Below are 25,778 nucleotides of genomic sequence, written 5' to 3'. Positions count from 1 at the left end.
GCGTGGGAACGATCAAAGAAAACTCAAGGCCTGCCGAGCAAATGACTCATCGCCGTCTTGAGTTTCATCGGCCGCACCGGTTTGTGCATCAGGGTGTGGCCCAGTTCGCGGATCTGCTGTTTGAGTTCGTTGCTGTAGTTGGCGGTGATCATCATCGCCGGGATCGCCGAGGCGCGGCGGGCGTTGATCCGGGCCACGGCGTCGACACCATTCTTCTCGTCATCCAGGTGATAGTCGGCAATCAGCAGGTCGGCTTCGTCGTGATAGTTGTCCACTTGCCGCGCCAGGTCTTCCTCCGACAGCGCCGTGACCACCCGGCAACCCCAGCCTTCGAGCAAGGTGCGCATCCCGGCGCAAATGGCCGCGTCGTTGTCCAGCACCCACACCCGGGCACCGCGCAGACGCTCGAGCATCGGTTCACTCATCAACAAATTCGGTAACGCCTTCGGCGCCGTGGCGCTCAAAGGCACTTCGACGGAAAACATCGAGCCTTTGCCCGGCCATGAACGCACATGAATGCGATGACCAAGAATACGGGCGATTTTCTCGACAATCGCCAAACCCAGCCCCAAACCGCGATCCTGATCCGGGCGTTGCACGTCACCGCGTTTGAACTCCTGAAAAATCTCCTCCAGGCGGTTTTCGGCAATGCCCATGCCGCTGTCCCAGACTTCGATGGTCAGCCGCTGATGATGACGTCGGCAGCCAAGCACCACGCGCCCGCTGTAGGTATAGCGAATGGCGTTGCTCAGCAGGTTGCGCAGGATCCGCGCGAGCAACTGAATGTCGCTGCGTACCAGCGCCGAACACGGGATGAAATGCAGCTCAAGGCCTTCACTGCGGGCCACCTGGGTGTATTCGGCGGCGAGGTTTTCCAGCAATTCGCTGAGGGCAAACGGCGCAATGTCAGCCTTGATCACCCCGGCATCCAGTTTCGAAATGTCCACCAGCGTGCCCAGCAGGTTTTCCACGTCTTCCAGGGAATTGCTGACGTTGCGCACCAGATTCTCGTTGGCCACCGGCTCCCGGCGTTCCAGCAAGGCGCTGGTAAACAGCCGCGCGGCGTTGAGCGGTTGCAGCAGGTCGTGGCTGACCGCCGCGAGAAACTTGGTTTTCGACAGGTTGGCCTGCTCGGCCTCGAGCTTGGCCTCGCGCAAGCGTGATTCCACGCGGCGACGCTCGTCGATTTCGCGCAGCAATTGGTCATTGAGGGTGGTCAGTTCGGTGGTGCGTTCGCGCACCCGCAATTCAAGGTTCTGATAAGCCTGATGCAGCGCCTCGGCGGTGCGGCGGCGCTCGGTGATGTCGCGGATCAACACGAAAATCCCCACCACTTCCCCGGTGGCCAGGCGATTGGGCACGTAGGAGCGCAGCATGTAGCGCTCCTGATTGTTGATATTGGTTTCGGCGAACTCGAACGTCACGCTTTCGCCGGCCAGGGCCCGAGCCACGTAGGCCTCCAGGCGCTGATAGTGCTGTTCGCTGTGGACTTCGCGCAGGCTCTGCCCGAGCATCACGCCCCGGGGCCAGCAGTACCATTCTTCATAGACTTTATTGGTGAACTCATACACCAGATCGGCATTCAGGTAGGCGATCAGCGCCGGCACGTGGTCAGTGATCAGACGAATCCAGCGTTCGCTTTCGCTCAGGGCTTCGGCGTGCCGATAGCGTTCGGTGATGTCGGTGAAGGTGTTGACGAAGCCGCCGGTGGGCAACGGATGGGTGCGGATTTCCAGCACCCGGCCATCGCAGAGGCGCTGCTCGCATTCCTGCACCTGCCGCCCGTTGGCATCGCGACTGGCCGGGGTCAACAGGTTCAGTTCGCTGTCGGCAATCACCTCGGCGAACGGCCGATGGGCCGCCACCGGAGCCAGGCCGCTGAGTTCCAGAAAGCGTCGGTTCCACAGTTCCAGAATGCCCTCGGCGTTGACCATCGCCACCCCTTGGGACAGGTTGTCGACCGCCCGTTGCAACAGGTGCGACTTTTGCGCCACGGCCTGCTCGCGGCGCAGGGTTTCGCTGAGTTTGACGTCGGTAATGTCGGTGAACAGGATCACCCGCCCGCCTTCCTGGGTCGGCCGTTCACTGACTTGCAGCCAGCGCCCGTTGTGCAGGCGGTAGAGCAGGTTTTCATCGGCATGCCCCCGGGGCTCTTCGCTGAACAGCCCGGTCGAGGTCATCAAGCGTTTGACCTCGCGCAGGCGCATCCCGGCGTTGATCCGCACCCGGCTGTTGCCCCAGAACGCCTTGAAGCGGCTGTTGAACAGCACGATTCGCTGCTCGGCATCGAACAGCACAAAGGCGTCGGAGATGCTTTCGATGGCGTCGATCAAGTGTTGGTGGGCGGTTTCGGCCCGCAACCGCGCTTCGCTGAGCAAGTGATTGCCGGCCTTGAGTTCGGCCATGGCCTGGTTCAAGGCATCGGTGCGCTCACGCACCTGCTCGGCCAGCACTACCGAATGCTGGAACGCCGCATACGGGTCGTTGCCCCGGGTGATGCCGGACTCGATGCGCTCGATCAGCGCGCCATTGATGCGCTGCAGTTTGTGGTTTTCGTGGCGCAGGCTGGCGATCTGCGCCTGAAGGTCAGCGCTGTCCAGGGGCGCGTCCTCGGGCAATGGCAACCCCGGTGAAGGTCTGGTTGATGTGCATGCCATTGAACTGTTCTCCGTAGGTATTGAAACCCATCACCCGTTGCTCCCGCAGGAACGCGCCGATCTGCTCGAGACTGCCGGCATCTTCCAGTTCCAGGCGCCTGAGAAAACAGTCGCAGCCGATGGTCAACAACAGGTCGCCGAGACGTTCCTGCAAACCGTCGAACAGGTTTTGCAGGTTCGGCAGCATGGGGCCGGGGCGCATGACGGTAAGGACGATGCCGTTTTCCACCGCGCAGTAGAAACTCAGGCTCAGGTCCGGATGAACCTGCTGGATCGCCCGCACGTAGTACTGATCATTGATCCGCACTGCCAACGGGTGCGCGGCAAAGACCCGATAATCGAGATCGGCCACCGCGACACCGATGTGCCGGGCGTACTCTTCGGCGGCGGGTTCGGCGTTGAGTTCGAACACCCGACGCGAGGCGCTGTCGGCGGCGGTGACCACCAGTTTTTCGACCCTGGGCAGGATGTGATGGGTGGTGAACACTTCGAAGTCCAGCCAGGTATTGACCAGCACCACCACCGCCGCGCCGCTGTGAAACTCGCCGCCGAAATACACGTGGGTGTGGGTCAGGTAGTTGTCGTCGCCGGCCGAACCGCCGAAATGCGGAATGTCGCCCAACGCCGCGCTCAAGGCAGCAAGCACCATTTCTTCACGGCTGGACAAACCATCGAGCAAGGTCAGGGCAAAGCTGTTGCCCTTGATCGGCGCCAGGGTGTTGCTGCGACAACCACTGACCAGACGCTCGACCATTTGCTGGGCATCAATCAGGCTGAAATGCTCCATCTCGTCGATCAATTCGGTGGAGATGGAAAAGTGTCGATGATCGAAACCCACCGCCGTCACGCAACTACGGCCATAACCTTGAGGGGTGATTTCGCCGGCACTGGTGCAGCCCACCAGGCGAATGCCGCCGAAGCTCTGCTGCAACGCCTGGCCCAGCGCCTGCAAGTCGTACTCGGCGGAACAGAAGAACAGCACGAAGCCCAAATGCGGGTGCAACAGTTGTCGCGCCAGGTCCTGGGCCGCTTGCTGGGCATCGGTGGCCAGGGACATGGCACTGACTACACCGTCGTTGTGAACCTGCTGCATCATTGCCCCTCGCCGGTGCGCCTGTATGAGGCACGAGTGTACGAAGTCAGCGGGTTGCGACGAATGCTACTTGGGTAGTGGGTGGGTGGTTCGATGGGATGAGAATGAGGGTCTGATTAATGGCGCACCAGCGCAATTGTGGCGAGGGAGCTTGCTCCCGCTGGACTGCGAAGCAGTCCCCTAATACTGGCCGATGCGCGACCAGAATCGGGGCCGCTTCGCGACCCAACGGGAGCAAGCTCCCTCACCACAAGTAGTGGTTAGTCAGCCCCTACCAGGTCAACACCGCCCCCACCGCAAACGTATCGGTGTCTTCATTCTGGGCGCTGGTGTCGTGGCCGTTGATTTCGAACTGGTTGTACTCGGCCACCAGCTTGAGGTTGTCGTTGACGTCATGGAACAGCGCAACGCCGCGAGTCTCGTAATCGGCACCGCTGCCCACCACGCCGTTGCCGTCGTCCTCGGTCTTGCCGTAAGACAGTGCCAGTCGGTTCTTGCCCAGTTTGTAGGAGCCCTGCAACAGGTAACCGTCGCTGTCGACATTGCGCAGGGTCGGTTCGCCGGCGTTGTTGGTGAAGAACGGGTTGATGCCCTTGGCCTGGAAACCGGAGCCGGTCAGCGACAGCCCGCCCATCTTCGCCTGCACGCCGTAACCGACGCCTTTGGAGGTGACGGACTCGACGCTTGAGTCGGTGTTGTCCGAAGTCTGGTAGCTGCCGTTGAGCCAGCTATAAATCTTCGCCCCGCCGACGTCGAACTGATAGGTGATCTCGCTCTCGGTGCGAGGGTTCTCCTGATAGGCCTTGCCGGTTGCGCTGCTGTCGTTGGTGTCGACCGGGTCCATGATCCCCACCGCCACCCGCAAACCGTCCATCACCGGGGTGCGATAGGTAATCTGCGACGTCGGGAACGGGTACGGGTAACCGCTGCCGATGTTGCCGAACGACACCCCGCCGCCGTCCACCAGGCCCAACGTATCGCTGACTTGACCATAACCGGCGAGCAATTCGTCGAGCAGGATGTTGGAGCGGGCAAACAGGCCGAAGTCCTTGCCGATCAGCACCTCGCCCCACTCCGGGTTGGCCACTGTGCCGTAGAACTGCCGCACGTCGATGGCGGTGTCGGTACCGTTGGTTTCGCTGTCGTTGATGGTCACCCAGAACGAGGCGCGGGCGCCGAGCTTGAGGTCATCGACCTGCTTGCCCATGTTGAAACCCAGGTAGTTGGGCAGAAACCCCATCTTCACCCGCGCCTGACGCCGGTCGTACTGCTCGCCAGCCCGGTCCACGTCGCTGTTCACATAGAAGGCGTTGATGTAGCCATCCGTGGAGAACGTGGTCTGGTCCTTGTCGTACAGCATGATCTCGGCCTCGGCCATTGAGCTCAAACCCAGGGATGACAGACTGGCGATGAAGGCCGGCAAGAAACGATGCTTGAAGTTCTTATTGTTGTGCATGGCGCGCTCCGCAACGGGGGACTTGATGTCGGAGGCGATTATCGAAAGCTGACCGGCGGCGTCATACGCTGCCTTGGGGGCGGTTGTCAGGTGCTTTGGGCTGGCCGGTAGCGCGCAGCAAGTTTGGTGTAAGACCGCCCGCTGGCCAGGCTCGGAACTTAGGGTGTAAGCCTGTGGACCCGACTGGCGTCCACAGGAACCGGTGCATGTCAGGCGAGCGCTCTAAACAGCATGTAAGCGGCGACCACCACGCAGATGCTGGCGAAGCCGATCTGCAGTCCCCGGGCCGGCACCCGCGCGCAGAGTTTTCGACCGAGGATCATCCCGACGATGCTGGCGACAATGAACGACCCGCCCAAACCATCGATACGTACCCCGGCGTGAAACGCGCCGATCACCCCGATCACCGAGATCAGGCTGATCACCATCAACGACGTGGCGACGATCCCGCGCATCTGCACATCGGTCAGTTGCTTGAACGCCGGCACAATCAGAAAACCACCACCGACCCCGAGCAGCCCCGAGACGACGCCGGTCACCGCACCGAGGGCGGCGAGGGTCGCGGTACATTTGGCGGTCCAGGAAAAACGCCCGGTCTGCTGATCGAGCATGCAGTTTTTCTGGCCCCAATTGGCATGGCCGTGATCGCTGGGGCCGTCGTCGAGCTTTTCCGGGCGCAGCATCCGCCAGGCCACCATGATCATCAGCAAACTGAACAGCACCTTCAGAATCTTTTCCGGCAACTGATGGGCGAAGTAGATACCCACCGGCGCAAACACCGCGCCGAGCAAAGCAATCAACAGCGCCGCGCGATAGCGCACCAGGCCATGGCGCAAACCGTCGACCGCACCGATCGCCGCCGCACTGCCCACCGCGAACAACGCGACCGGCGCCGCCTGGGTCATGGTCAGACCCAGCCCGAGCACCAGAGCCGGCACTGCAAGAATACCGCCACCGGCGCCAGTCAAACCGAGCACCAGGCCCATGACCAGGCCAAAAAAACTTGCCAGCAACATAAAACACTCATGATCCGCGAAAAAAGGCCGGGGACGCCCGGTATCGATTGAGTGACAGGATAGAGCCCGCACAGTTTTTTTCATTAATTGAATTGATGCGGGGCTGGTCAACGCAGGGAAAATGAAACTACCCTCAAGGCTTGTCCAAACAGAAACGGCCACCATGCCCGCCTTGATTGAAGCCTTCCTCGACCCCGCCTCGTCGACTTACAGCTACGTCATCTACGAACACGATGGCGGGCACTGCGCGATTGTCGACCCGGTGCTGGATTACGACCCCGCCGCCGGGCGCACCGCGACCGTCCAGGCTGACAAAATCATAGCCTTCGTGCGCGAACACCAGTTGCAGGTGCAATGGCTGCTGGAAACCCACGCCCATGCCGATCACCTGTCCGCCGCGCCTTATTTGCGTCGGGAACTGGGGGGCAAGATTGCGATTGGTGAGTCGATCAGCAAGGTTCAGGGAGTGTTCAAGACGCTGTTCAACCTCGAACCAGGATTTAGCGTCGATGGTTCACAGTTTGATCACCTGTTCGCGCCGGACGAGTCATTCCGAATCGGCAATCTCAAGGCCACGGCCCTGCACGTTCCCGGGCACACCCCGGCGGACATGGCTTATTTGATCGACGGCGATGTGATTCTGGTGGGCGATACGTTGTTCATGCCAGACGTCGGCACTGCGCGCTGCGACTTCCCCGGCGGCAACGCCAACCAGATGTTTGCCTCGATCCACAAACTGTTGGCCTTTCCCGCCAGCGTGCGGCTTTACGTCTGCCACGATTACCCGCCCCCGGGTCGCGCCCCGCAATGCCAGAGCACGGTTGGCGAGCAGCGCAAAAGCAATATTCATATTCACGATGGCATTGATGAGGCCGCATTCGTCGCCATGCGCACCCGGCGCGATACCGGGTTGGGCATGCCGACGTTGTTGTTGCCGGCGATTCAGGTAAATGTACGGGCGGGGAATTTGCCGCCGGCGGAAGAGAATGGCGTGACTTACCTGAAGATCCCCCTGAACCAACTCTGACCCACGCCATCGATCGTTCCCACGCTCCGCGTGGGAATGCATCCCGTGACGCTCTGCGTCACATCCGGAAGCGGAACGCGGAGCGTCCCTGGCGGCATTCCCACGCGGAGCGTGGGAACGATCAGTTGGCCAGGGTCAGGCCATTTGCCGGCAACGGCAACGCCGTCTTGTAGCGCACTTGCTTGAGCGCAAAGCTCGAACGGATGTTCGCCACCCCCGGCACCTTGGTCAAAAAGTCCATCATGAAGCGCTCCAGCGACTGAATGGTCGGCACCAGCACGCGGATCAGGTAGTCCGGGTCGCCGGCCATCAAATAGCACTCCATCACTTCCGGGCGATCCGAGATCGCCTCTTCGAAATGCTGCAACGCCTCCTCCACCTGTTTCTCCAGGCTGACGTGAATGAACACGTTCACATGCAGCCCCAGCAGGTCGGCATCCAGCAGGGTCACTTGCTCACGAATCAGCCCTAATTCTTCCATCGCCTTGACCCGATTGAAGCACGGCGTCGGCGACAGGTTCACCGAACGCGCGAGGTCGGCGTTGGTGATGCGCGCGTTCTCCTGAAGGCTGTTGAGAATGCCGATATCGGTACGGTCCAGTTTGCGCATGAGACAAAACCACCTGTTTTTTATGTTTATGCAGATTTTTTATCCTCAAATGACCTCAGGCGCAACGAAACAGAGAGAAATATTCTTCTTGGGCCGGCCTATGATTGTTGTAGGACAAGAATTCTTTTACCGAAGAATGACTGCCAGCTCACTACAAGAAATTCACAAGATCGAGCGTAGAAGCCATGAACCAAGCGTACGAACCGCTGCGCCTGCACGTTCCCGAACCTTCGGGCCGCCCCGGCTGCAAAACCGACTTCTCCTACCTGCATCTGACTGACGCAGGCTTGGTGCGCAAACCCCCAATTGACGTTGAACCGGCCGACACCGCCGACCTGGCCAAAGGCCTGATTCGCGTGCTCGACGACCAGGGCAATGCCCTCGGCCCGTGGGCTGAAGGCGTACCCGTCGAGATCCTGCGTAAAGGCATGCGAGCCATGCTCAAGACGCGGATTTTCGACAACCGCATGGTGGTCGCCCAGCGTCAGAAAAAAATGTCGTTCTACATGCAAAGCCTTGGCGAAGAAGCCATCGGCAGCGCCCAGGCCCTGGCCTTGAACATCGACGACATGTGCTTCCCCACCTACCGTCAACAAAGCATCCTGATGGCCCGCGAAGTGCCGCTGGTGGACCTGATCTGCCAACTGCTGTCCAACGAGCGCGATCCGCTCAAGGGTCGTCAGTTGCCAATCATGTATTCGGTAAAAGATGCCGGTTTCTTCACCATTTCCGGCAACCTCGCCACTCAATTCGTTCAGGCCGTGGGCTGGGGCATGGCTTCGGCGATCAAGGGCGACACCAAAATCGCCTCGGCCTGGATCGGCGACGGCGCCACCGCTGAATCGGACTTCCACACTGCCCTCACCTTCGCCCACGTCTACCGTGCGCCGGTGATCCTCAACGTGGTCAACAACCAGTGGGCGATCTCGACCTTCCAGGCGATTGCCGGTGGTGAAGCCACCACCTTCGCCGGACGCGGCGTCGGTTGCGGCATCGCTTCCCTGCGGGTCGATGGCAACGATTTTGTCGCGGTGTACGCTGCTTCCTCCTGGGCCGCCGAACGCGCGCGCCGCAACCTCGGCCCGACCATGATCGAATGGGTCACCTACCGCGCCGGCCCGCACTCGACGTCTGATGATCCGTCCAAATACCGTCCTGCCGACGACTGGAGCCACTTCCCGTTGGGCGACCCGATTGCGCGCCTCAAGCAGCACCTGATCAAAATCGGTCAGTGGTCCGAAGAGGAACACGTCGCGGTCAGCGCCGAGCTGGAAGCCGAAGTGATCGCCGCGCAGAAAGAAGCCGAGCAGTACGGCACCCTCGCCGGCGGCCAGATTCCGAGCGCCGCGACCATGTTCGAAGACGTCTACAAAGAGATGCCGGAGCACTTGAAGCGCCAGCGTCAAGAGTTGGGGATCTGACATGAACGATCACAACAACAAAATCGAGTTGGAAACCGCCATGACCACGACCACCATGACCATGATCCAGGCCCTGCGCTCGGCCATGGATGTGATGCTTGAGCGTGACGACAACGTCGTGGTGTTCGGCCAGGACGTGGGCTACTTCGGCGGCGTGTTCCGTTGCACCGAAGGCCTGCAGAACAAGTACGGCACCTCCCGTGTATTCGACGCACCGATCTCCGAAAGCGGCATCGTTGGCGTCGCCGTGGGCATGGGCGCTTACGGTTTGCGGCCGGTGGCCGAGATCCAGTTCGCCGACTACGTGTACCCGGCGTCGGACCAGATCATTTCCGAAGCAGCACGCCTGCGTTATCGCTCGGCCGGCGAGTTCACCGCGCCGATGACCCTGCGCATGCCATGCGGTGGCGGCATCTATGGCGGTCAGACCCACAGCCAGAGCATCGAGGCGATGTTCACCCAGGTCTGCGGTTTGCGTACCGTCATGCCGTCCAACCCTTACGACGCCAAAGGCCTGTTGATCGCCTCCATCGAAAACGATGACCCGGTGATCTTCCTCGAGCCAAAGCGCCTGTACAACGGCCCGTTCGACGGTCACCACGAACGTCCGGTAACCCCGTGGTCGAAACACCCGGCCGCACAGGTGCCAGACGGTTACTACACCGTGCCGCTGGATGTCGCCGCCATCACCCGTCCGGGCAAGGACGTGACCATCCTGACCTACGGCACCACGGTTTATGTGTCGCAAGTCGCCGCTGAAGAAACCGACATCGACGCCGAAGTCATCGACCTGCGCAGCCTGTGGCCGCTGGACCTGGACACCATCGTCAAGTCAGTGAAGAAAACCGGCCGTTGCGTGATCGTTCACGAAGCGACCCGCACCTGCGGTTTCGGCGCCGAACTGGTCGCCTTGGTGCAAGAGCATTGCTTCCACTACCTGGAAGCGCCGATCGAGCGCGTCACCGGTTGGGACACTCCCTACCCGCACGCGCAAGAGTGGGCGTATTTCCCTGGTCCGTCCCGTGTGGGCGCGGCTTTGCATCGGGTTATGGAGGTCTGAATGGGCACGCACGTTATTAAGATGCCGGACATTGGCGAAGGCATTGCAGAAGTTGAATTGTCGCAGTGGCACGTCAAGGTCGGCGACATGGTCGTCGAGGATCAGGTGCTGGCCGATGTCATGACCGACAAGGCGATGGTCGACATTCCGTCCCCGGTACATGGCAAGGTGATTGCCCTGGGCGGCCAGCCTGGCGAAGTCATGGCGGTTGGCAGCATCCTGATCAGCATCGAAGTCGAAGGCGCGGGCAACGTTAAAGAGTCGGCTCAGCCAGTAGCGGTTAAAGAAGCCCCCGTTGCAGCGCCTAAAATTGAAGCCGTTGTTGAAAGTAAACCGGTTGCGGCACCTCGTCCGGCCGCCGTGTGCCAAGGCCCGATGGTTGCCCGCGAGGCCGATGAGCGTCCGCTGGCCTCCCCGGCCGTGCGCAAACATGCGCTGGACCTCGGTATTCAATTGCGTCTTGTGCGTGGCAGCGGCCCTGCCGGGCGGATTCTGCACGAAGACCTCGAAGCTTATCTGGCTCAGGGTCAGTCGAACGCATCGACCGCCACCGCCGCTTACGCCCAGCGCAACGACGAACAGCAAATCCCGGTAATCGGCATGCGCCGCAAGATCGCCCAGCGCATGCAGGACGCCACCCAGCGCGCTGCCCACTTCAGCTACGTCGAAGAAATCGACGTCACCGCCGTCGAAGAACTGCGCGCACACCTGAACGAAAAACACGGCGCGACCCGCGGCAAGCTGACCTTGCTGCCGTTCTTGGTCCGCGCATTGGTCGTGGCTCTGCGCGACTTCCCGCAGATCAACGCCCGTTACGACGACGAAGCGCAAGTCATCACCCGTCTCGGCGCGGTGCATGTGGGCGTCGCCACCCAAGCCGACATCGGTTTGATGGTGCCGGTGGTGCGTCACGCCGAAGCCCGGAGCCTGTGGGACAGCGCCGCAGAAATCTCCCGTCTTGCCACCGCCGCACGCACTGGCAAGGCCAGCCGCGATGAACTGTCCGGCTCGACCATCACCCTGACCAGCCTCGGAGCCCTGGGTGGCATCGTCAGCACCCCGGTGCTGAACCTGCCGGAAGTGGCGATCGTCGGCGTGAACAAAATCGTCGAACGGCCGATGGTCGTCAAAGGCCAGATCGTGATTCGCAAGATGATGAACCTCTCCAGCTCCTTCGATCACCGCGTGGTCGATGGCATGGACGCGGCGCAATTCATCCAGGCCATCCGTGGCTTGCTCGAACAACCCGCCACCTTGTTTGTGGAGTAAGACATGCAGATTTTGAACACCACACTGCTGATCATTGGCGGCGGCCCCGGCGGTTATGTGACGGCGATCCGTGCTGGTCAGCTTGGCATTTCGACCATTCTGGTGGAAGGCGAATCCTTGGGCGGCACCTGCCTGAACATCGGTTGCATTCCATCGAAGGCATTGATTCACGTCGCCGAACAGTTCCACCAGACACAACATCACAGCCAATACTCGGCGTTGGGCATCAGCGTGTCGGCGCCGACCCTGGACATCGGCAAGAGCGTCGAATGGAAGGACGGCATTGTTGATCGCCTGACCACTGGCGTCTCGGCGCTATTAAAGAAGCACAAGGTCCAAGTCATTCAAGGCTGGGCCAAAGTGGTCGACGGCAAGACTGTCGAAGTTGGCGATACGCGCATTCAGTGTGAGCACCTGGTGCTGGCCACCGGTTCGAAAAGCGTCAACCTGCCGATGCTGCCGATTGGCGGGCCGATCATCTCCTCCACCGAAGCGCTGGCGCCGAAAAGCGTGCCTAAGCGGTTGGTCGTGGTCGGTGGCGGTTACATCGGTCTGGAGCTGGGGATCGCCTATCGCAAGCTCGGCGCCGAGGTCAGCGTGGTCGAGGCGCAGGATCGTATCCTGCCGGCCTACGATGCCGAACTGACCCATCCGGTGCATGAAGCACTCAAGCAACTCGATGTGAAGCTTTACTTGAAACACAGCGTCGAAGGCTTTGATTCACAAAGAAATACGCTGCAAGTTCGTGACCCGAACGGCGACATCCTGAATCTTGCAACCGATCAGGTACTGGTGGCCGTTGGTCGCAAACCCAACACTCAAGGCTGGAACCTCGAAGCCTTGAATCTGGACATGAACGGTTCGGCGATCAAGATCGACAACCGTTGCCAGACCAGCATGCGCAACGTCTACGCCATCGGCGACTTGAGCGGCGAACCGATGCTCGCCCACCGGGCCATGGCTCAGGGCGAGATGGTCGCCGAACTGATCAGCGGCAAACACCGCGAATTCAACCCGACCGCCATCGCCGCCGTGTGCTTCACCGACCCGGAACTGGTGGTGGTCGGCAAGACCCCGGACGAGGCCAAGGCTTCGGAGCTGGACTGCATCGTGTCCAGCTTCCCGTTCGCCGCCAATGGCCGGGCGATGACGCTGGAGTCGAAAAGCGGCTTCGTGCGAGTCGTGGCGCGCCGTGACAATCATGTGATCGTCGGCTGGCAAGCTGTCGGTGTAGGCGTGTCGGAGTTGTCGACGGCGTTCGGCCAGAGCCTGGAAATGGGCGCTCGTCTGGAAGACATCGCCGGCACCATCCACGCACATCCGACGCTCGGCGAGGCGGTGCAGGAAGCTGCGTTGCGTGCTTTGGGCCACGCGTTGCACCTGTAAACCGGACCTGATTGATCGTTCCCACGCTCCGCGTGGGAATGCCTCAATGGACGCTCCGCGTCCGCTTTGGGACGCGGAGCGTCCCGGGCTGCATTCCCACGCGGAGCGTGGGAACGATCAGTACGATCAGTAACTGCAATCCGGGCTGCGAAATGGGCCCGGAATGAAGTATTGTTGTCCCCATCCAGAAAAATGTCAGAAGCCTTGAACCGTTTCGACGGTTGTTAAGTGATAGAGGGTGTCATGGGTAACGAAAGCATCAATTGGGACAAGCTGGGTTTTGACTACATCAAGACAGACAAGCGCTATCTGTCGCACTGGCGTAATGGCGAGTGGGACAAAGGCACCCTGACCGAAGACAACGTGCTGCACATCAGCGAAGGCTCCACTGCCCTTCACTATGGCCAGCAGTGCTTCGAAGGCCTGAAGGCCTACCGTTGCAAGGACGGTTCGATCAACCTGTTCCGCCCGGACCAGAACGCCGCACGCATGCAACGCAGCTGCGCGCGCCTGCTGATGCCGCAAGTGTCCACCGAACAGTTCATCGAAGCGTGCAAGGACGTGGTCCGCGCCAATGAGCGTTTCATTCCGCCTTACGGCACCGGCGGCGCGCTGTACCTGCGCCCGTTCGTGATCGGCGTGGGTGACAACATCGGCGTGCGTACCGCGCCCGAGTTCATCTTCTCGATCTTCTGCATCCCGGTCGGTGCCTACTTCAAGGGCGGCCTGACCCCGCACAACTTCCTGATCTCCAGCTACGACCGTGCCGCCCCACAAGGCACCGGCGCGGCCAAGGTCGGTGGCAACTACGCCGCCAGCCTGATGCCAGGCTCCCAGGCCAAGAAGGCGCACTTCGCCGACGCCATCTACCTGGACCCGATGACCCACACCAAAATCGAAGAAGTCGGCTCGGCCAACTTCTTCGGGATCACCCACGACAACAAGTTCGTCACCCCGAATTCCCCTTCGGTGTTGCCGGGCATCACCCGTCTGTCGTTGATCGAGCTGGCTAAAACCCGTCTGGGTCTGGAAGTGGTCGAAGGTGACGTGTTCATCGACAAGCTGTCCGACTTCAAGGAAGCCGGCGCTTGCGGCACCGCCGCGGTGATCACCCCGATCGGCGGCATCAGCTACAACGACAAGCTGCACGTGTTCCACAGCGAAACCGAAGTCGGCCCGGTCACCCAGAAGCTCTACAAAGAGCTGACCGGTGTACAGACTGGCGACATCGAGGCGCCAGCGGGCTGGATCGTCAAGGTTTGATCTGACACGACTGTCCGTTTGAACACAAAAGCCCGGCCTTCACGTTGAAGGCCGGGCTTTTTTTCGTCCGCGTTTCGTGGAAAACGTCACTAGACTTGCCAACAGCCATCAACAGGTATCACCAAAACCATGGGAAAACTCTGGCGAAAGTATCTGGCCTTGCTGGAAACAGACTTCACCACGCAAGTGTTCGACAACATCAAGAACCTGCTGGTGTGCGCCCTGCTGTTCGCGGCGGGCACCAACGCGTTGCACGGCGGCCATCACGTGTTTATGGGACTGTTCGCTTCAAGCCTCGCTGGTTGGGGGCTGATCCTGGTGTCGGCAGTACTGATGCTGCTCAATGTCAGCGACGGAATACGTCGGCTGTCCAGGTTGCCGTATCACACGGCGCTCCAGATCATCCTGGGTCTGGTTTATCTGGTGCTCGCGGTGCGGGTGGTGGAAATAGTCTGGGATTTCAGGGCGTAGCGGTCACAGCACGAGGTGTTTGCCAACGCAGTTCATCCTGAGCAATGCGGGCAAACAACCACTCCACAAAGACCCGTGTATGCGCCGTCACCTCCGGCGCGACACCGTAGTAATAACGCGGCAACGGCATGCGCAACTCGGGCAACGGGCAGATCAGCTGTCCGCTCAAAAGATGGTTGCCCAGCAAAGAGGTCGGGCACAAGGCAAGGCCCTGTCCCTCCACGGCGGCCTGAAGCACCAGGTGCATGTGATCAAACTGCCGGGTGACCTGAGCGGCTGACTGACTTTGGTCAAAGTGCATGGCCCAATTGTGCCAGTCTTCGCGGCGGGCCTTGGCGGTCAGTAACGTGTGGCGGCTCAGGGACGTGAGGTCTTCAAGCGGCAGGCGCTCGATCAGCGATGGCGCCGCGACCAGCAACAATTCGTCTTCGAACAGTGCTCGCGCCTCAATCGCCGGTGCCCAATCGTCACGACCACGGCGAATGACGATATCGAACCCGTCGCGTGCCTGATCGGGCGCCTGGGTTTGAGTAATCACCTGCGGTTTGATGCCGGGGTGCTGCGCAATGAAATCCGCCAGCCTGGGCGTCAGCCAAAGCACGGCAAAGGACGGGCGCACATTGATCTTCACGGTAGGCAGCGAGGCATGTTGCTTGAGTGCAGCGGCGGCGTTGGCGATCTGCGACAGCCCGGCACTGACCTGCTCATAAAAGCGCTGGCCGGCCGGCGTCAGCACCGATTGACGGATGCGTCGCTCGAACAACAGCACGCCCAAGTACTCCTCAAGCAATTTGATGTGCCGGCTGACGGCACTGTGGCTGACATGCAGCTCTTCGGCCGCCAGGCTGAAGCTCTGATGACGAGCAGCAACGGCGAAGGCGCGAACAGCGTTAAGAGGCGGTAGTGGATTTTTCATGCGTCTAATTTAGTCACCTATGCGCTTTAATTAAAGCGTTTGTCACGCCCTCGTCGTCACGCCAATCTGCCAGAACGCAGCCAGCGTCACCTGACGGAGCAAGACATGAACAGCTACGGCCTCTTTGTACTTTTCGCCACCCTGACCATTTTGAGCCCGGGGCCTGGCGTGGTCCTGACCCTGTCCAACGCAGTGCGCCACGGCTGGACGGGGGCGGTGCCGGGCATTCTGGGGATCGCGTCGGGGGCGTTTGTGGTCGCCGCCATCAGCGCCACCAGTGTTGGCCTGATACTCAGCACCTCGGCGAACGCCTTTACCGCGTTGAAGTACGCAGGGGCCGCCTATTTGTTGTACCTGGGCTACAAAAGCTGGCGCTCGGATCGTTTCAGCACGCTGCTTGAAACGCGCCCCTCAAGCCCTGGCTATCGCTTCCTTGAAGCGGCTTCGATGCAGCTATTGAACCCCAAGGCGGTGTTTTTCTTTCTGGCGGTGTTCCCGCAATTCATCGACACCTCGGCGCACTTCTACACCCAGTTCATAAAGCTAGTCGCTACTTATGGCGTACTGGTGATTCTGGTGCATGGCAGCTATGCCTTGCTCGCCAATGCCGCCAAAGGCTGGTTATCGAGCCCGAAGGGTTCCTGGCTGACCGCGAAAGTCTCGGGCGTGACCTTCGCAGGCTTTGGCGTGCTCATGGCGTCGTCGAGTCGCTAAGCCACAGGACTGGCGATCGCGCGGCGCCTGTTCTCGGTAGGCGCGGGTTGTGCTGTCGTCACCTGAACCGGCAGCTCAACGGCGAACCAGCGACTGAGTTCCTTGCGCCCCACCGCCGTCAACGCCAAAGCCCTGCTGTCCAGATCCTGCGTCACCCATTTGCGTTTGATCGCCGTTTGCAGCAACGTCGCGCCCAAGGCACCGCCCAGATGCGGCCGGCGCATGCTCCAGTCCAGGCACGGGCAGGCGAAGCGACGGCGCAAGGTGCTGAGGTTATTGACGTCGATACCCAACCCTTCGAACAACGCTTCGCCGCTGTCGCTCAGTCGATAAGCCTGCTCATCGGTTTCCAGCAACCACCCCGCTTCGATCATCCGGTCATGCAGCACCACTGCCAACGTGCCGGCCATGTGGTCGTAGCAGGTGCGGGCGAATTGCAGGCGGTCCGGGGTGCGCGGGTTGAACATTGGCACAGCGTTCTGGCCGATCACCATCAACGCTTCCAGGGCCTGGGCCACGCGCTTGTCCGCGAGGCTGTAATAGCGATGGCGGCCCTGAACGTGCAAACGCACCAGCGCCAATTCCTTGAGCTTGGCCAGGTGCGCGCTGGCGGTCGAAGCGCTGACTTGGGCAATCGTCGCCAACTCGGTGCTGGTGCGGGCGTGGCCGTCCATCAACGAGCAGAGGATTTTCGTCCGCGCAGGCTCGGCAATCGCTGCGGCCACTTGAGAAACGCCGACGTCATGTTGTTCTGCGTTCATATTTCGCTCCCGGACGAATCAAGGCCCTTTCGGACTGGAGATAGTAGCAACACTTTTCAACCATCGATAAGGCTGCGACCCATGGACCCGATCATCGCTGCGACTCACGCCGATCCTTACCCTTACTACGCGCAATTGCGCGCCGAGGGTGGGCTGGTTTTTCATCAGGGACTGAAATTGTGGGTCGCCAGTAGCGCCCGAGCCGCTGCCGCCGTGCTGGCGCATCCGGATTGTCATGTGCGCCCGTCCCATGAGCCAGTGCCCAAGAGTATTGCCCAAGGCATGGCCGGCAAGGTGTTCGGTCAGTTAATGCGGATGAACGAGGGTGAGCGGCAGCGTTGCCCGAGGGCGGCGATTGAGCCGGGACTGACGTTGATTGACGTGAACGTGGTCAACGAATTGGTCGGCGCTCGGTTGATCACTCCGGGCGCCGATGGGCTGTACGCGGCGATGTTTCGCGGGCCAGTCTGTGTGGTGGCGGCGTTGCTGGGGTTCTCTCCGGCTCAGGGCCGGGCCATCAGCGAGCTGACCGCCGACTTCGTCGCCTGCCTGTCGCCACTCAGCGATCAGGCGCAACTGGACGCTGCCCATGTCGCGGCGGAACAGCTGAAGGGTTATTTCATCGAGCTTCTGGACGACCCGAACAATCGAAGCACCTTGCTCACCGGTATCCGGCAGCGTTTCGCGGCGACATCGACCGATCCTGAAACCTTGATCGCCAACCTGATTGGCCTTTTCTCCCAGACCTGTGAAGCCACTGCCGGGCTGATCGGCAATGCGCTATTGGCGTTGATTCGAAACCCACAGTTGGATTCGGCTCCAGTTGATGACCTGATCGCTGAAGTCCAGCGCTTCGACCCGTCGGTGCAAAACACCCGCCGTTTCGTTGCCGCACCGTGTGAAATCGACGGCATAAGCCTGAACCCCGGCGACGTCATCCTGGTGCTGCTGGCTTCGGCCAATCGCGATCCGCAGCTTAATGACGATCCCGATACGTTCCTGCTCGACCGCCCGAACCGTCGCAGCTTCACTTTCGGCGCGGGGCGTCATCAATGTCCGGGACAGGTGCTGGCCATGAGCATTGCCAGTGCGACGCTGAGCAAAATTCTGACCATGAAACCCGCGCTGGACCGGTTGACCTGGCACTACCGCCCTTCCCTGAACGGCCGCATTCCGCTCTTTGCCTGAAAGACACTTCAAGCGTGGCGATGCTCGATCGTCAGGTGAGACAACTCATGAACCGGCGCCAGGCGTTCGCGAATTGCGTCGGCACTGACACCCGCCACGGCCACGACACTGACAATCGCCGCCCGCGCCTGAGGGCCGACTTGCCAGACGTGAAGGTCACTGATGCGAACATCGTCCGCCGATTCGAGCAACTCACGAATTTCGGCGGCGACGTGTTCATCGGTGGTGTCGAGTAACACGGCGGCGCTGTCACGCATCAAGCCATATGCCCATCTCGCGATTACGATGGCACCAACAATCCCCATCACCGGGTCCAGCCAGACCCAGCCCAGGTAGCGCCCGGCTAACAATGCCACGATGGCCAGCACCGAGGTCAACGCATCGGCCAGGACATGCAAATACGCCGAACGCAGGTTGTTGTCGTGATGATGAGCGTGGGCATGACTGTGATCATGATGATCATGGCCGTGATGTCCATGATTGCCCGACAACAGAAACGCACTGACGATGTTCACCGCCAGCCCTACCACCGCAATCACCGTCGCTTCGGTAAAGGCCACGGCAGTCGGCTGTAATAGCCGCACAATGGATTCGCCGGCGATGCCGATCGACACCAGGCCCAGCACGATGGCAGAAGCAAAACCTGCCAGGTCCCCGACCTTGCCGGTACCGAAACTGAAGCGCGAGTTGTTGGCATGCCGCCTGGCAAAACCGTAGGCCGCCGCGGCAATGCCCAAGGCCCCGACGTGAGTCGCCATATGAAAACCGTCCGCCAGCAGCGCCATGGAACCGGTGATGTAACCGGCGGCAATCTCGCCAATCATCATCACGAAGGTCAGCGCCACCACCCACAACGTGCGGCGCGCGTTCTCATCGTGGGCGGCGCCCAGAAACAGGTGGTCGTGGGTATAACGCGAAGCCTGAGGTGTCAGTGTCATGGGGCTGGCCTCTATTTCGAGTAACGGCGGATGGCTTGCAACAAGTCTTCAACGCCTTCGGCGCGGGCTTCATCGCTGAGTCCGGGATGCGCCACATGTTCACGGGCGTGGGCGTCGATAAACTGATCCATCAGACCATTGACCGCTCCGCGGATCGCCGCGACCAGATGTAAGGTTTTGGCGCATTCGGCGTCGGACTCCAGCGCCCGCTCCACCGCCTGGACCTGACCGGCAATACGCCGGACACGATTTAGCAGGTCGTCTTTGTGTTCGTGGATGTGCGACATACGTATACCCCCTACCCCTATATGGCGTGCATGGTTACCGATGCAACCGCGGTTGGCAAGTCAGGTTGACCGATCGTTCCCACGCTCTGCGTGGGAATGCAGCCAGGGACGCAGAGCGTCCCAAAGAGTGGACGCAGAGCGTCCGGTGAGGCATTCCCACGCGGAGCGTGGGAACGATCAAAATGCTCTGATCAAGGCAGGAAAAACCGATCATAAAGGCAACATTCAGGGAGTTAAAAAGTGAGCCTTCTCTACCAAGATCCGACAATGAGCCATGAGGAAGCGACGAGGCTTCTAGCTAGCGACGTAGAAACCAAGGTTGCCGCCGCATTGATTTCTATTGGCCTGAATGAGCAAGACAAGACCTGGGCTCAGAACACCTGCCTGAAATACCTCGAGAGTGAGTCCGAATCGGTTGCAGCATCTGCCATCACCGCGCTCGGTCACATAGCCCGCAGACATGCTGATCTGGACATGGGTGCTGTGCGCCCGGCCCTTGAGAAGGTGAAGGGGAAATTCCCCTCCCTGGAAGGGACTGTTGCGGACACTCTTGATGATATTGAGACATTCACCTGACTCGCCCATCAGCAAAAGGGTACTGGCCGTGAACCGGCGCTGAAGAACATCGACCCGCAGCAATAGCCGCCGTCACCGATCGTTCCCAAGCTCTGCGTGGGAATGCAGCCAGGGACGCTCTGCGTCCCAAAGAGCGGACGCAGAGCGTCCGGTGAGGCATTCCTTTGCTGCGCGTGGGAACGATCAAAAAACCCGCTATCTCCTCACAGAGACAGCGGGTTTTGTCGTTTCAGTTCACTCGCCCATCAATCATCCCGCGTCAGCACTTCCAGCAATTCAATCTCGAAAATCAGATTCGAATTCGGCGTAATCGCCCCCATCGAGCGCTCGCCATAGGCCAGATGCGCCGGCACCAGCAGCTTGCGTTTACCGCCAACCTGCATGCCCATGATTCCTTGATCCCAGCCCTTGATCACCCGTCCCGTGCCAATCACGCACTGGAAAGGTTTACCCCGGCTGTAGGAAGAATCGAATTCAGTGCCATCTTCCAGCCACCCGCGATATTGGGTGGTGATCAGCGCGCCTTTGACGGCGGCTTTGCCGTCGCCCACTTCAAGGTCGATTACCTGCAACTCATCATTCATGACATTCACTCAATCTGTACGCTTGCCCGGACGGGCTTGATGGGCGCCGTTTTCCCAGAAATGCAGGCTATTGGCAACCGTTTCGCTTTGTATCTGGCAGTGGTCGTGAACCAGGCACTGTACGAAAACTGCCTGATCGCCACTCGGCGACTTTTCGTACAGCCCCTAATTTACACAACAGGACTTATGTAACCCGACAATACGCCGATACCGTGCAGCGGCACGGAAGCACCGAAGCAGCACTTACTCCATAGAAGGCAGGAGCCTGAACAATGTTTGAACACATCTGGCGCAGCATCCATTCCCCGGGCTACTTCCCCAACGTACTGGAGTGGATGATCCATATTCTCCTCAACCCGTTCATGGTGATTATGTGCCTGATGGTCGGAGCGCTGGCCGGTAAATGGTGGAGAGCCATCCCCTACGGCAGCCTCATTTGTTATGTGGTGTTCTTGAGCCGATCGTCATTCTATCGGTGGGGAAGCATTTTCCCCGAAGCCGGCCTGCCTGCGCTGTTGATTGATGGCGCATTGCTGGCCCTCCTCGGCTTCTATTTGAAAGGCGTACTCAGAACCCGCTCAGAAGCAAAACCCGAAGGCCATTGGTTGCGCTGGCTTTATCAAAGCCTGAAGGTCGTCATGCTGACAGTCATGGTGATGTTCTGGGTACTCGTCGTGCTGATTGTCGTGACCTTCACCGTCTCGGTCGCGACCCAACCGTCAGTGGCGCACTGACCCACCTCCTGCTTGCCAGGGTCTGTACGAAAAGTCGCCAAGTGTCGATCAGGCAAGGCAAAAACTGGCGATGAAGCGGAGTTTACGGGTTGTAAATGAGCATTCCGAGGCTGTTTTTAACGCAGCATGATCGACACGCAGGCAGTTTTTCGTACAGAGCCTTAATATACCCGCCACCTCCCCCACGGTTCGATACACCATGAGCGCAATTCCTCAATGAGTCAGCTCTGGATCGATATCACCATCGGCTCACTGACCTTTGCGCTGATCATCGCGCTGATCTGGCGCGATCGTTCGTTGCAAAAGCAGTTGGCCGAGTGCCGTGCGCTGATCGACAGCCTCACCGAAGGACGAAGCATCCACCAGGAGGGCGACGCCGAGCGTTTCAAACGCAGCCAATACTTCGCCCGCATCGGCACCTGGGACTGGGAGGTTGATACCGACAAGCTCTATTGGTCGGATGCAATCTACGGGATGTTCGGGTTCAAGATCGGCGAGGTGACGCCCTCCTACGCCCTGTTCTGTTCCTGTGTGCACCCGGACGACCGGGCCAAGGTCCGCGCCGGTGAATTGCGTTGCCTGGAAACCGGCGAAAACCACGACGAGGAATACCGCGTGGTCTGGCCGGATGGCAGCATCCGCTGGCTGCGGGAGACCGGCAATGTGGTCAAGAATGAGCATGACGCAACGATCAAGATGATGGGCGTGGTCCGCGACATCACCGAAGAAAAAGCCTCCGCCAGTTATCTGCAACACTTGGCCCATTACGACCCGCTGACCGGCCTGCCCAATCGCCTGGTACTCGAAGAACGCTTGTCCTACGCCCTGGAGCAGGCCCGCCTCAGCGCCACGCGGGTGGCGCTGGTGTTTGTCGACCTCAATGGGTTCAAGGCGATCAACGACCACTACGGCCATGCCGCTGGCGACCGCGTGCTGATCACCACCGCGACACGCCTGAAGAAAATCCTGCGTTCAACCGACACCGTTGCCCGGATCGGCGGCGACGAGTTCGTGGTCATCCTGCAAGGACTTCCCCAAGGCAACAGCCTGCAAGACGAAGCCCGCAGCATCTGCCAGAAAATCTTCATCGAACTCGCACCGCCGGTGACCATCGGCAACGACCAGCGCCACATCGGCAGCAGCCTTGGGGTCGCGGTGTTCCCGGACCATGCACCGAGCATGGACCGGTTGATTCACATTGCCGACCTGGCGATGTATGAGGCCAAGCGAAGCGGGAATAATCAGTATCGGTTGGGCGGTCAGACGGTGAGCCGGGTCTGATGCAGGCGCCTCAGATCTTGAACTGTTTGACCAGGACTTCGAGGCCGCGCCCAATGCCGTGGAGGTCATTGACCGTCTGCACGCCACGCTGGGTTTCATCGGCAACGCTGTCGATTGCCCGGGCGATTTGATGCACGCTGCGGTTAATCTCCTCCGCCACCGAAGTTTGCTCCTCCGCAGCACTGGCGATGTGCGCGTTCATGCTGTTGATAGTGGCGATTAATTCGACGATGTTGCCCAACGACTCACCGGCCTGATAAGCCTGAGTGCTGGCCCCCTCCCCGGCTTCACCGGATTGATGCATTGAGGTCACGACGATGCTGGTGGCTCGCTTGAGGCGCTCGATCATCGCCTGAATTTCCTGGGTGCTTTGCTGGGTACGACTGGCAAGAGCACGTACCTCGTCGGCAACCACCGCAAAACCTCGCCCGGCATCACCGGCACGGGCGGCCTCGATGGCCGCATTCAGGGCCAGGAGATTGGTCTGCTCGGCAATCGAACGGATGACATCGAGCACCGTGACAATTGCCGAAACGTCGCTTTGCAGGCTGTCCAGAGACGCACCGCTGCGTCCCAGGTCCAACGTCAGTCCCTGAATACGAGCAATGCTGCCGTCGACCACTTGCCGGGCGCGTCGAGTCTGCTGATCGGTTTCCATGGCCGCGTCCGATGCACTCTGAGCACTGACCGCGACTTCCTGCGCCGCCGACGACATTTGATTGATCGCCGCCGCTACTTGATCGGTCTCCTGACGCTGCTGCTCCATGGCCAGGTCCATATGCCGGGCCTGCTTGGCCACTTGCCCGACAGCGTTGCTCAATTGCCCGGTCATTGCCACGATTTGACTGACCAACCCATGAATTTTGCCGATAAAAGCGTTGAATGAACCGGCCAACTGGCCGAACTCATCCTGGCTGCCGACGGGTAAGCGTCGGGTCAAATCCCCCTCACCGGCAGCAATCTCGTCAAGACTGTCGCGGATCAGTGTCAGCGGCCGCAGGCCGGCATTGACCAATAGCAGCGCCAATACGCCAATAATTGCCAGCAACACCACGGCCACCATGATGATCCCGTAAACAATACTGTTCACCCGTCGGTCGATGTCCGCACGAACCTGCGCCACCTGGGTTTCAATGCTGTCCAGATTGACGGCAGTGACCACTACCATGTCCCATTTGGGCAGGAAAAAACTGTAGGCCAGTTTCGGCACAACTTTATCGGTATTGACCAAGGCCCCGGCGTAGTTGACGTAGTGCGAGTCGTTCTTTGCTGCCGCGACCATCTCGCGATTCAGATAAACCCCGTCGCGGTCCTTTCGATCGCTCATGTTGGTACCCACACCTTCGCTGCTTTCACCGCGAAACAGGCGCACGACTTGACTGTCGTAGCCGATGAAGTAGCCGTCATCGCCATACTTCATTTTCGACAGTTGGCTGATAGCCAGGGCCCGACTTTGCAGGTCGCCACTGTTTGCGTTGTTATACAACCCTGCTATGGAACTGCGGGCGATGCTTGCATAATCTTCGAGCCTGGCCCGACTCTCGGCCAGCAACCGATCGCGGGTTTGCGTGACTTCCTGCTCCGCCAACGACAGCAGAATCTTGCTGGTGGTGATACTCAATACCACTGCGAACAACACCACGGGAAGTAACGTGAGCAGCAGTATTTTTCGTTTAAATGACATATCCGGTTTCCTTCGTCGCGCGACCTGGACTGCTAACTGAAAAGGCGCCCGCAGCCTGCTGCGAGCACCTTCCGGCGCCGTTACCAGAGAGCAATGTCGTAAGTGAAATAGATCCGGTTGCTGTCACGTCCACGCGCGAAGTCCGAGCGGTAGACATAGTTGCGCAGCTTCACGCCAACCCCCTTGAACGTGCCGCTCTGGACCACATAAGCCAGTTCCGTGTCGCGTTCGGACTCTTTGATGTTGGTGTCGGACTTGCCGTCGTTGCCTTTGAGATAGCGGGTCATGAACGTCAGCCCGGGCATGCCCATCGGCGCAAAGTCGTAACCGTAGCTGAGCATCCAGGTCTTCTCGTCCTCTTCGATGAACTTGCCGATGCCGACGTTGCTGAACGAGTACACCGTCGCACCGCTGATGTACGGCAGCCCGGCGTCACCGCTGAGTTGTTGATAACCGCCGCCAAAGGTGTGCCCCGCCACCGCGTAGGTCAGCTGACCGCTGAGCATGTCGTTATCGATTTTCGAGGCGTAGGCACGGCCCGCGTCATGGCTGTTGAAATAGCGCAAGTCGCCGGTCAACACCCCGGGACCCAATGGCAGATCGTGCTGGATGCCGGCAAAGTTCTGGCGATAGAAGTTTTCCAGTTCACCGTAGAAGTAACTCAGACGGGTGTTCTTGCCGAGTTTGTAATCACCACCGGCGTAGTTGAAATCGCCACCTTTGTCGCCTGAATAACCGTCAGGAACAATCGACACGCTATCGGTCGAATCGCGAAGTTTGAATCGGTCCAGATGACCGCCAGTCAGGGTCAGGTTTTCGATATCGGTGCTGGTGACTTGTCCACCCTCGTAGGTCTGCGGCAGCAAACGCGCATCGTTGTAGATCAGTACCGGCGTTTTGGGCAGCAGAGTGCCGTATTTGAGGGTGGTCTTGGCCAGTTTGACCTTGGCCGCAGCCCCGGCACTGGCAAACTCATCGGCGGCGCGGCCGTCATCGTGTACCGGCAACAGACCGGTGCCACTGCGGCCACGCCCGGAATCGAGTTTGACACCCAGCAGGCCCAATGCGTCGACCCCGAAACCGATAGTGCCGGGGGTGAACCCCGACTGGAAATCCAGCAGGAAACCCTGGGCCCACTCGGTGCGCTCACTTTTGGCGGTTCTGGCCGAACGCGCACTCAAGCCATGTTCATCGCGAAAGTTTTCGTTGAAATAGACGTTGCGCAGTTGCAGCTTCAACTTGCTGTCGTCGATGAAATCACTCGCACCGGCAGTGGCCATCGGCAACACGCCCAGAAGAGGAAGAAAAGCCCCGCGAGTCAGGAAATGGGTCATGTCGAACTACTCATATTGTTGTTTTAAGAATGCACGTGACCGCGCGCCCGCC

The 25,778-nt window shown here is 60.0% G+C and carries 23 protein-coding genes and 2 pseudogenes; 12 read left to right on the top strand and 13 right to left on the bottom strand.

Features of this window, described 5'->3' with window-relative positions; translation table 11 throughout:
* Nucleotides 1–23 precede the first annotated feature (23 nt).
* The 4 genes from nahK to PSH97_RS12275 form a co-directional block, all read right to left on the bottom strand.
* Entirely contained in the window at nt 24–2,657 is a 2,634-nt protein-coding gene (gene nahK / locus PSH97_RS12290; protein ID WP_305449403.1) for a hybrid sensor histidine kinase/response regulator NahK/ErcS', read from the bottom strand.
* Nucleotides 2,587–3,750, bottom strand: coding sequence for a nitric oxide-sensing protein NosP (gene nosP / locus PSH97_RS12285; RefSeq protein WP_305449786.1), 1,164 nt, complete (start codon nt 3,748–3,750; stop codon nt 2,587–2,589). The genes nahK and nosP overlap by 71 nt, the downstream gene beginning before the upstream one ends.
* Nucleotides 3,751–4,021: 271 nt before the next feature.
* Nucleotides 4,022–5,206 (bottom strand): porin, encoded by a 1,185-nt coding sequence (locus PSH97_RS12280; RefSeq protein ID WP_305449402.1) that lies wholly within the window; start codon nt 5,204–5,206, stop codon nt 4,022–4,024.
* 209 nt (nt 5,207–5,415) lie between these two features.
* Nucleotides 5,416–6,222, bottom strand: coding sequence for a sulfite exporter TauE/SafE family protein (locus PSH97_RS12275; protein ID WP_305449401.1), 807 nt, complete (start codon nt 6,220–6,222; stop codon nt 5,416–5,418).
* A 163-nt stretch (nt 6,223–6,385) separates the two neighbouring features.
* Between PSH97_RS12275 and PSH97_RS12270 the strand changes: the two genes are divergently transcribed.
* Nucleotides 6,386–7,249, top strand: coding sequence for an MBL fold metallo-hydrolase (locus tag PSH97_RS12270; protein WP_305449400.1), 864 nt, complete (start codon nt 6,386–6,388; stop codon nt 7,247–7,249).
* A gap of 121 nt (nt 7,250–7,370) precedes the next feature.
* Here PSH97_RS12270 and bkdR read toward each other — a convergent pair whose 3' ends face one another.
* Nucleotides 7,371–7,859 (bottom strand): Bkd operon transcriptional regulator BkdR, encoded by a 489-nt coding sequence (gene bkdR, locus PSH97_RS12265; protein ID WP_017339472.1) that lies wholly within the window; start codon nt 7,857–7,859, stop codon nt 7,371–7,373.
* A 185-nt stretch (nt 7,860–8,044) separates the two neighbouring features.
* On the opposite strand from bkdR, the gene PSH97_RS12260 reads away from it, so the two are divergent.
* From PSH97_RS12260 to PSH97_RS12235, 6 genes are all read left to right on the top strand, one after another.
* A complete protein-coding gene (locus PSH97_RS12260) occupies nt 8,045–9,280 on the top strand; it encodes a 3-methyl-2-oxobutanoate dehydrogenase (2-methylpropanoyl-transferring) subunit alpha (protein ID WP_305449399.1) in 1,236 nt (411 codons plus the stop codon).
* A gap of 1 nt (nt 9,281) precedes the next feature.
* The gene (locus PSH97_RS12255) at nt 9,282–10,340 is read left to right on the top strand and encodes an alpha-ketoacid dehydrogenase subunit beta (RefSeq protein ID WP_305449398.1); all 1,059 of its coding nucleotides are present in this window, start codon (nt 9,282–9,284) and stop codon (nt 10,338–10,340) included.
* Nucleotides 10,341–11,609: a dihydrolipoamide acetyltransferase family protein gene (locus tag PSH97_RS12250; protein ID WP_305449397.1), complete on the top strand. Its 1,269-nt coding sequence runs from the start codon at nt 10,341–10,343 to the stop codon at nt 11,607–11,609. It begins immediately after the preceding gene.
* Between the two features lie 3 nt (nt 11,610–11,612).
* On the top strand, nt 11,613–12,995 hold the full coding sequence (gene lpdA / locus PSH97_RS12245) for a dihydrolipoyl dehydrogenase (protein ID WP_305449396.1): 1,383 nt from the start codon (nt 11,613–11,615) through the stop codon (nt 12,993–12,995).
* 243 nt (nt 12,996–13,238) lie between these two features.
* Nucleotides 13,239–14,258, top strand: a complete 1,020-nt coding sequence (locus tag PSH97_RS12240) for a branched-chain amino acid aminotransferase (RefSeq protein WP_007937620.1) — start codon at nt 13,239–13,241, stop codon at nt 14,256–14,258.
* A gap of 129 nt (nt 14,259–14,387) precedes the next feature.
* Nucleotides 14,388–14,729: a hypothetical protein gene (locus PSH97_RS12235; protein WP_305449395.1), complete on the top strand. Its 342-nt coding sequence runs from the start codon at nt 14,388–14,390 to the stop codon at nt 14,727–14,729.
* Here PSH97_RS12235 and PSH97_RS12230 read toward each other — a convergent pair.
* On the bottom strand, nt 14,719–15,645 hold the full coding sequence (locus PSH97_RS12230) for a LysR substrate-binding domain-containing protein (protein WP_305449394.1): 927 nt from the start codon (nt 15,643–15,645) through the stop codon (nt 14,719–14,721). The genes PSH97_RS12235 and PSH97_RS12230 overlap by 11 nt on opposite strands.
* A gap of 105 nt (nt 15,646–15,750) precedes the next feature.
* On the opposite strand from PSH97_RS12230, the gene PSH97_RS12225 reads away from it, so the two are divergent.
* The gene (locus PSH97_RS12225) at nt 15,751–16,359 is read left to right on the top strand and encodes a LysE family translocator (RefSeq protein WP_305449393.1); all 609 of its coding nucleotides are present in this window, start codon (nt 15,751–15,753) and stop codon (nt 16,357–16,359) included.
* Here the strand turns inward: PSH97_RS12225 and PSH97_RS12220 are convergent.
* Nucleotides 16,356–17,120: an ArsR/SmtB family transcription factor gene (locus PSH97_RS12220; protein WP_305449392.1), complete on the bottom strand. Its 765-nt coding sequence runs from the start codon at nt 17,118–17,120 to the stop codon at nt 16,356–16,358. The genes PSH97_RS12225 and PSH97_RS12220 overlap by 4 nt on opposite strands.
* 81 nt (nt 17,121–17,201) lie before the next feature.
* Between PSH97_RS12220 and PSH97_RS12215 the strand changes: the two genes are divergently transcribed.
* Nucleotides 17,202–18,308: a cytochrome P450 gene (locus PSH97_RS12215; protein ID WP_305449391.1), complete on the top strand. Its 1,107-nt coding sequence runs from the start codon at nt 17,202–17,204 to the stop codon at nt 18,306–18,308.
* Nucleotides 18,309–18,316: 8 nt separating this feature from the next.
* On the opposite strand, the gene dmeF is transcribed toward PSH97_RS12215, so the two are convergent.
* Together dmeF and PSH97_RS12205 are read right to left on the bottom strand one after the other, a co-directional pair.
* Complete coding sequence (gene dmeF / locus PSH97_RS12210; protein WP_305449390.1) at nt 18,317–19,246, bottom strand: CDF family Co(II)/Ni(II) efflux transporter DmeF; 930 nt, start codon at nt 19,244–19,246, stop codon at nt 18,317–18,319.
* Between the two features lie 11 nt (nt 19,247–19,257).
* Entirely contained in the window at nt 19,258–19,533 is a 276-nt protein-coding gene (locus tag PSH97_RS12205; protein ID WP_217854637.1) for a metal/formaldehyde-sensitive transcriptional repressor, read from the bottom strand.
* Between the two features lie 240 nt (nt 19,534–19,773).
* Here PSH97_RS12205 and PSH97_RS12200 point away from each other — a divergent pair, with 240 nt between their 5' ends.
* Complete coding sequence (locus PSH97_RS12200; protein WP_305449389.1) at nt 19,774–20,109, top strand: hypothetical protein; 336 nt, start codon at nt 19,774–19,776, stop codon at nt 20,107–20,109.
* 245 nt (nt 20,110–20,354) lie between these two features.
* Here the strand turns inward: PSH97_RS12200 and PSH97_RS12195 are convergent, their stop codons facing one another.
* On the bottom strand, nt 20,355–20,693 hold the full coding sequence (locus PSH97_RS12195; RefSeq protein ID WP_018929733.1) for an FKBP-type peptidyl-prolyl cis-trans isomerase: 339 nt from the start codon (nt 20,691–20,693) through the stop codon (nt 20,355–20,357).
* A 272-nt stretch (nt 20,694–20,965) separates the two neighbouring features.
* On the opposite strand from PSH97_RS12195, the gene PSH97_RS12190 reads away from it, so the two are divergent.
* Both PSH97_RS12190 and PSH97_RS12185 read left to right on the top strand, forming a co-directional pair.
* Nucleotides 20,966–21,427 (top strand): hypothetical protein, encoded by a 462-nt coding sequence (locus tag PSH97_RS12190; RefSeq protein WP_305449388.1) that lies wholly within the window; start codon nt 20,966–20,968, stop codon nt 21,425–21,427.
* Nucleotides 21,428–21,643: 216 nt separating this feature from the next.
* Nucleotides 21,644–22,708 carry a sensor domain-containing diguanylate cyclase gene (locus tag PSH97_RS12185; protein WP_305449387.1) on the top strand — a complete coding sequence of 355 codons (1,065 nt, stop codon included), beginning with the start codon at nt 21,644–21,646 and terminating at the stop codon, nt 22,706–22,708.
* A 10-nt stretch (nt 22,709–22,718) separates the two neighbouring features.
* Here PSH97_RS12185 and PSH97_RS28590 read toward each other — a convergent pair.
* The 3 genes and pseudogenes from PSH97_RS28590 to PSH97_RS12175 form a co-directional block, all read right to left on the bottom strand.
* Nucleotides 22,719–23,213, bottom strand: a pseudogene (locus tag PSH97_RS28590) (methyl-accepting chemotaxis protein); the annotation flags it as partial.
* Between the two features lie 411 nt (nt 23,214–23,624).
* Nucleotides 23,625–24,392: pseudogene (locus tag PSH97_RS28585) on the bottom strand (cache domain-containing protein); the annotation flags it as partial.
* 80 nt (nt 24,393–24,472) lie between these two features.
* Nucleotides 24,473–25,726 (bottom strand): OprD family porin, encoded by a 1,254-nt coding sequence (locus PSH97_RS12175; RefSeq protein WP_305449385.1) that lies wholly within the window; start codon nt 25,724–25,726, stop codon nt 24,473–24,475.
* Nucleotides 25,727–25,778: the final 52 nt, after the last annotated feature.

Source organism: Pseudomonas cucumis, from assembly GCF_030687935.1.
Lineage (GTDB): Bacteria > Pseudomonadota > Gammaproteobacteria > Pseudomonadales > Pseudomonadaceae > Aquipseudomonas > Aquipseudomonas cucumis.
The sequence above is the reverse complement of the archived record's forward strand: the minus strand, read 5'-3'. Positions and strand labels throughout refer to the sequence as shown.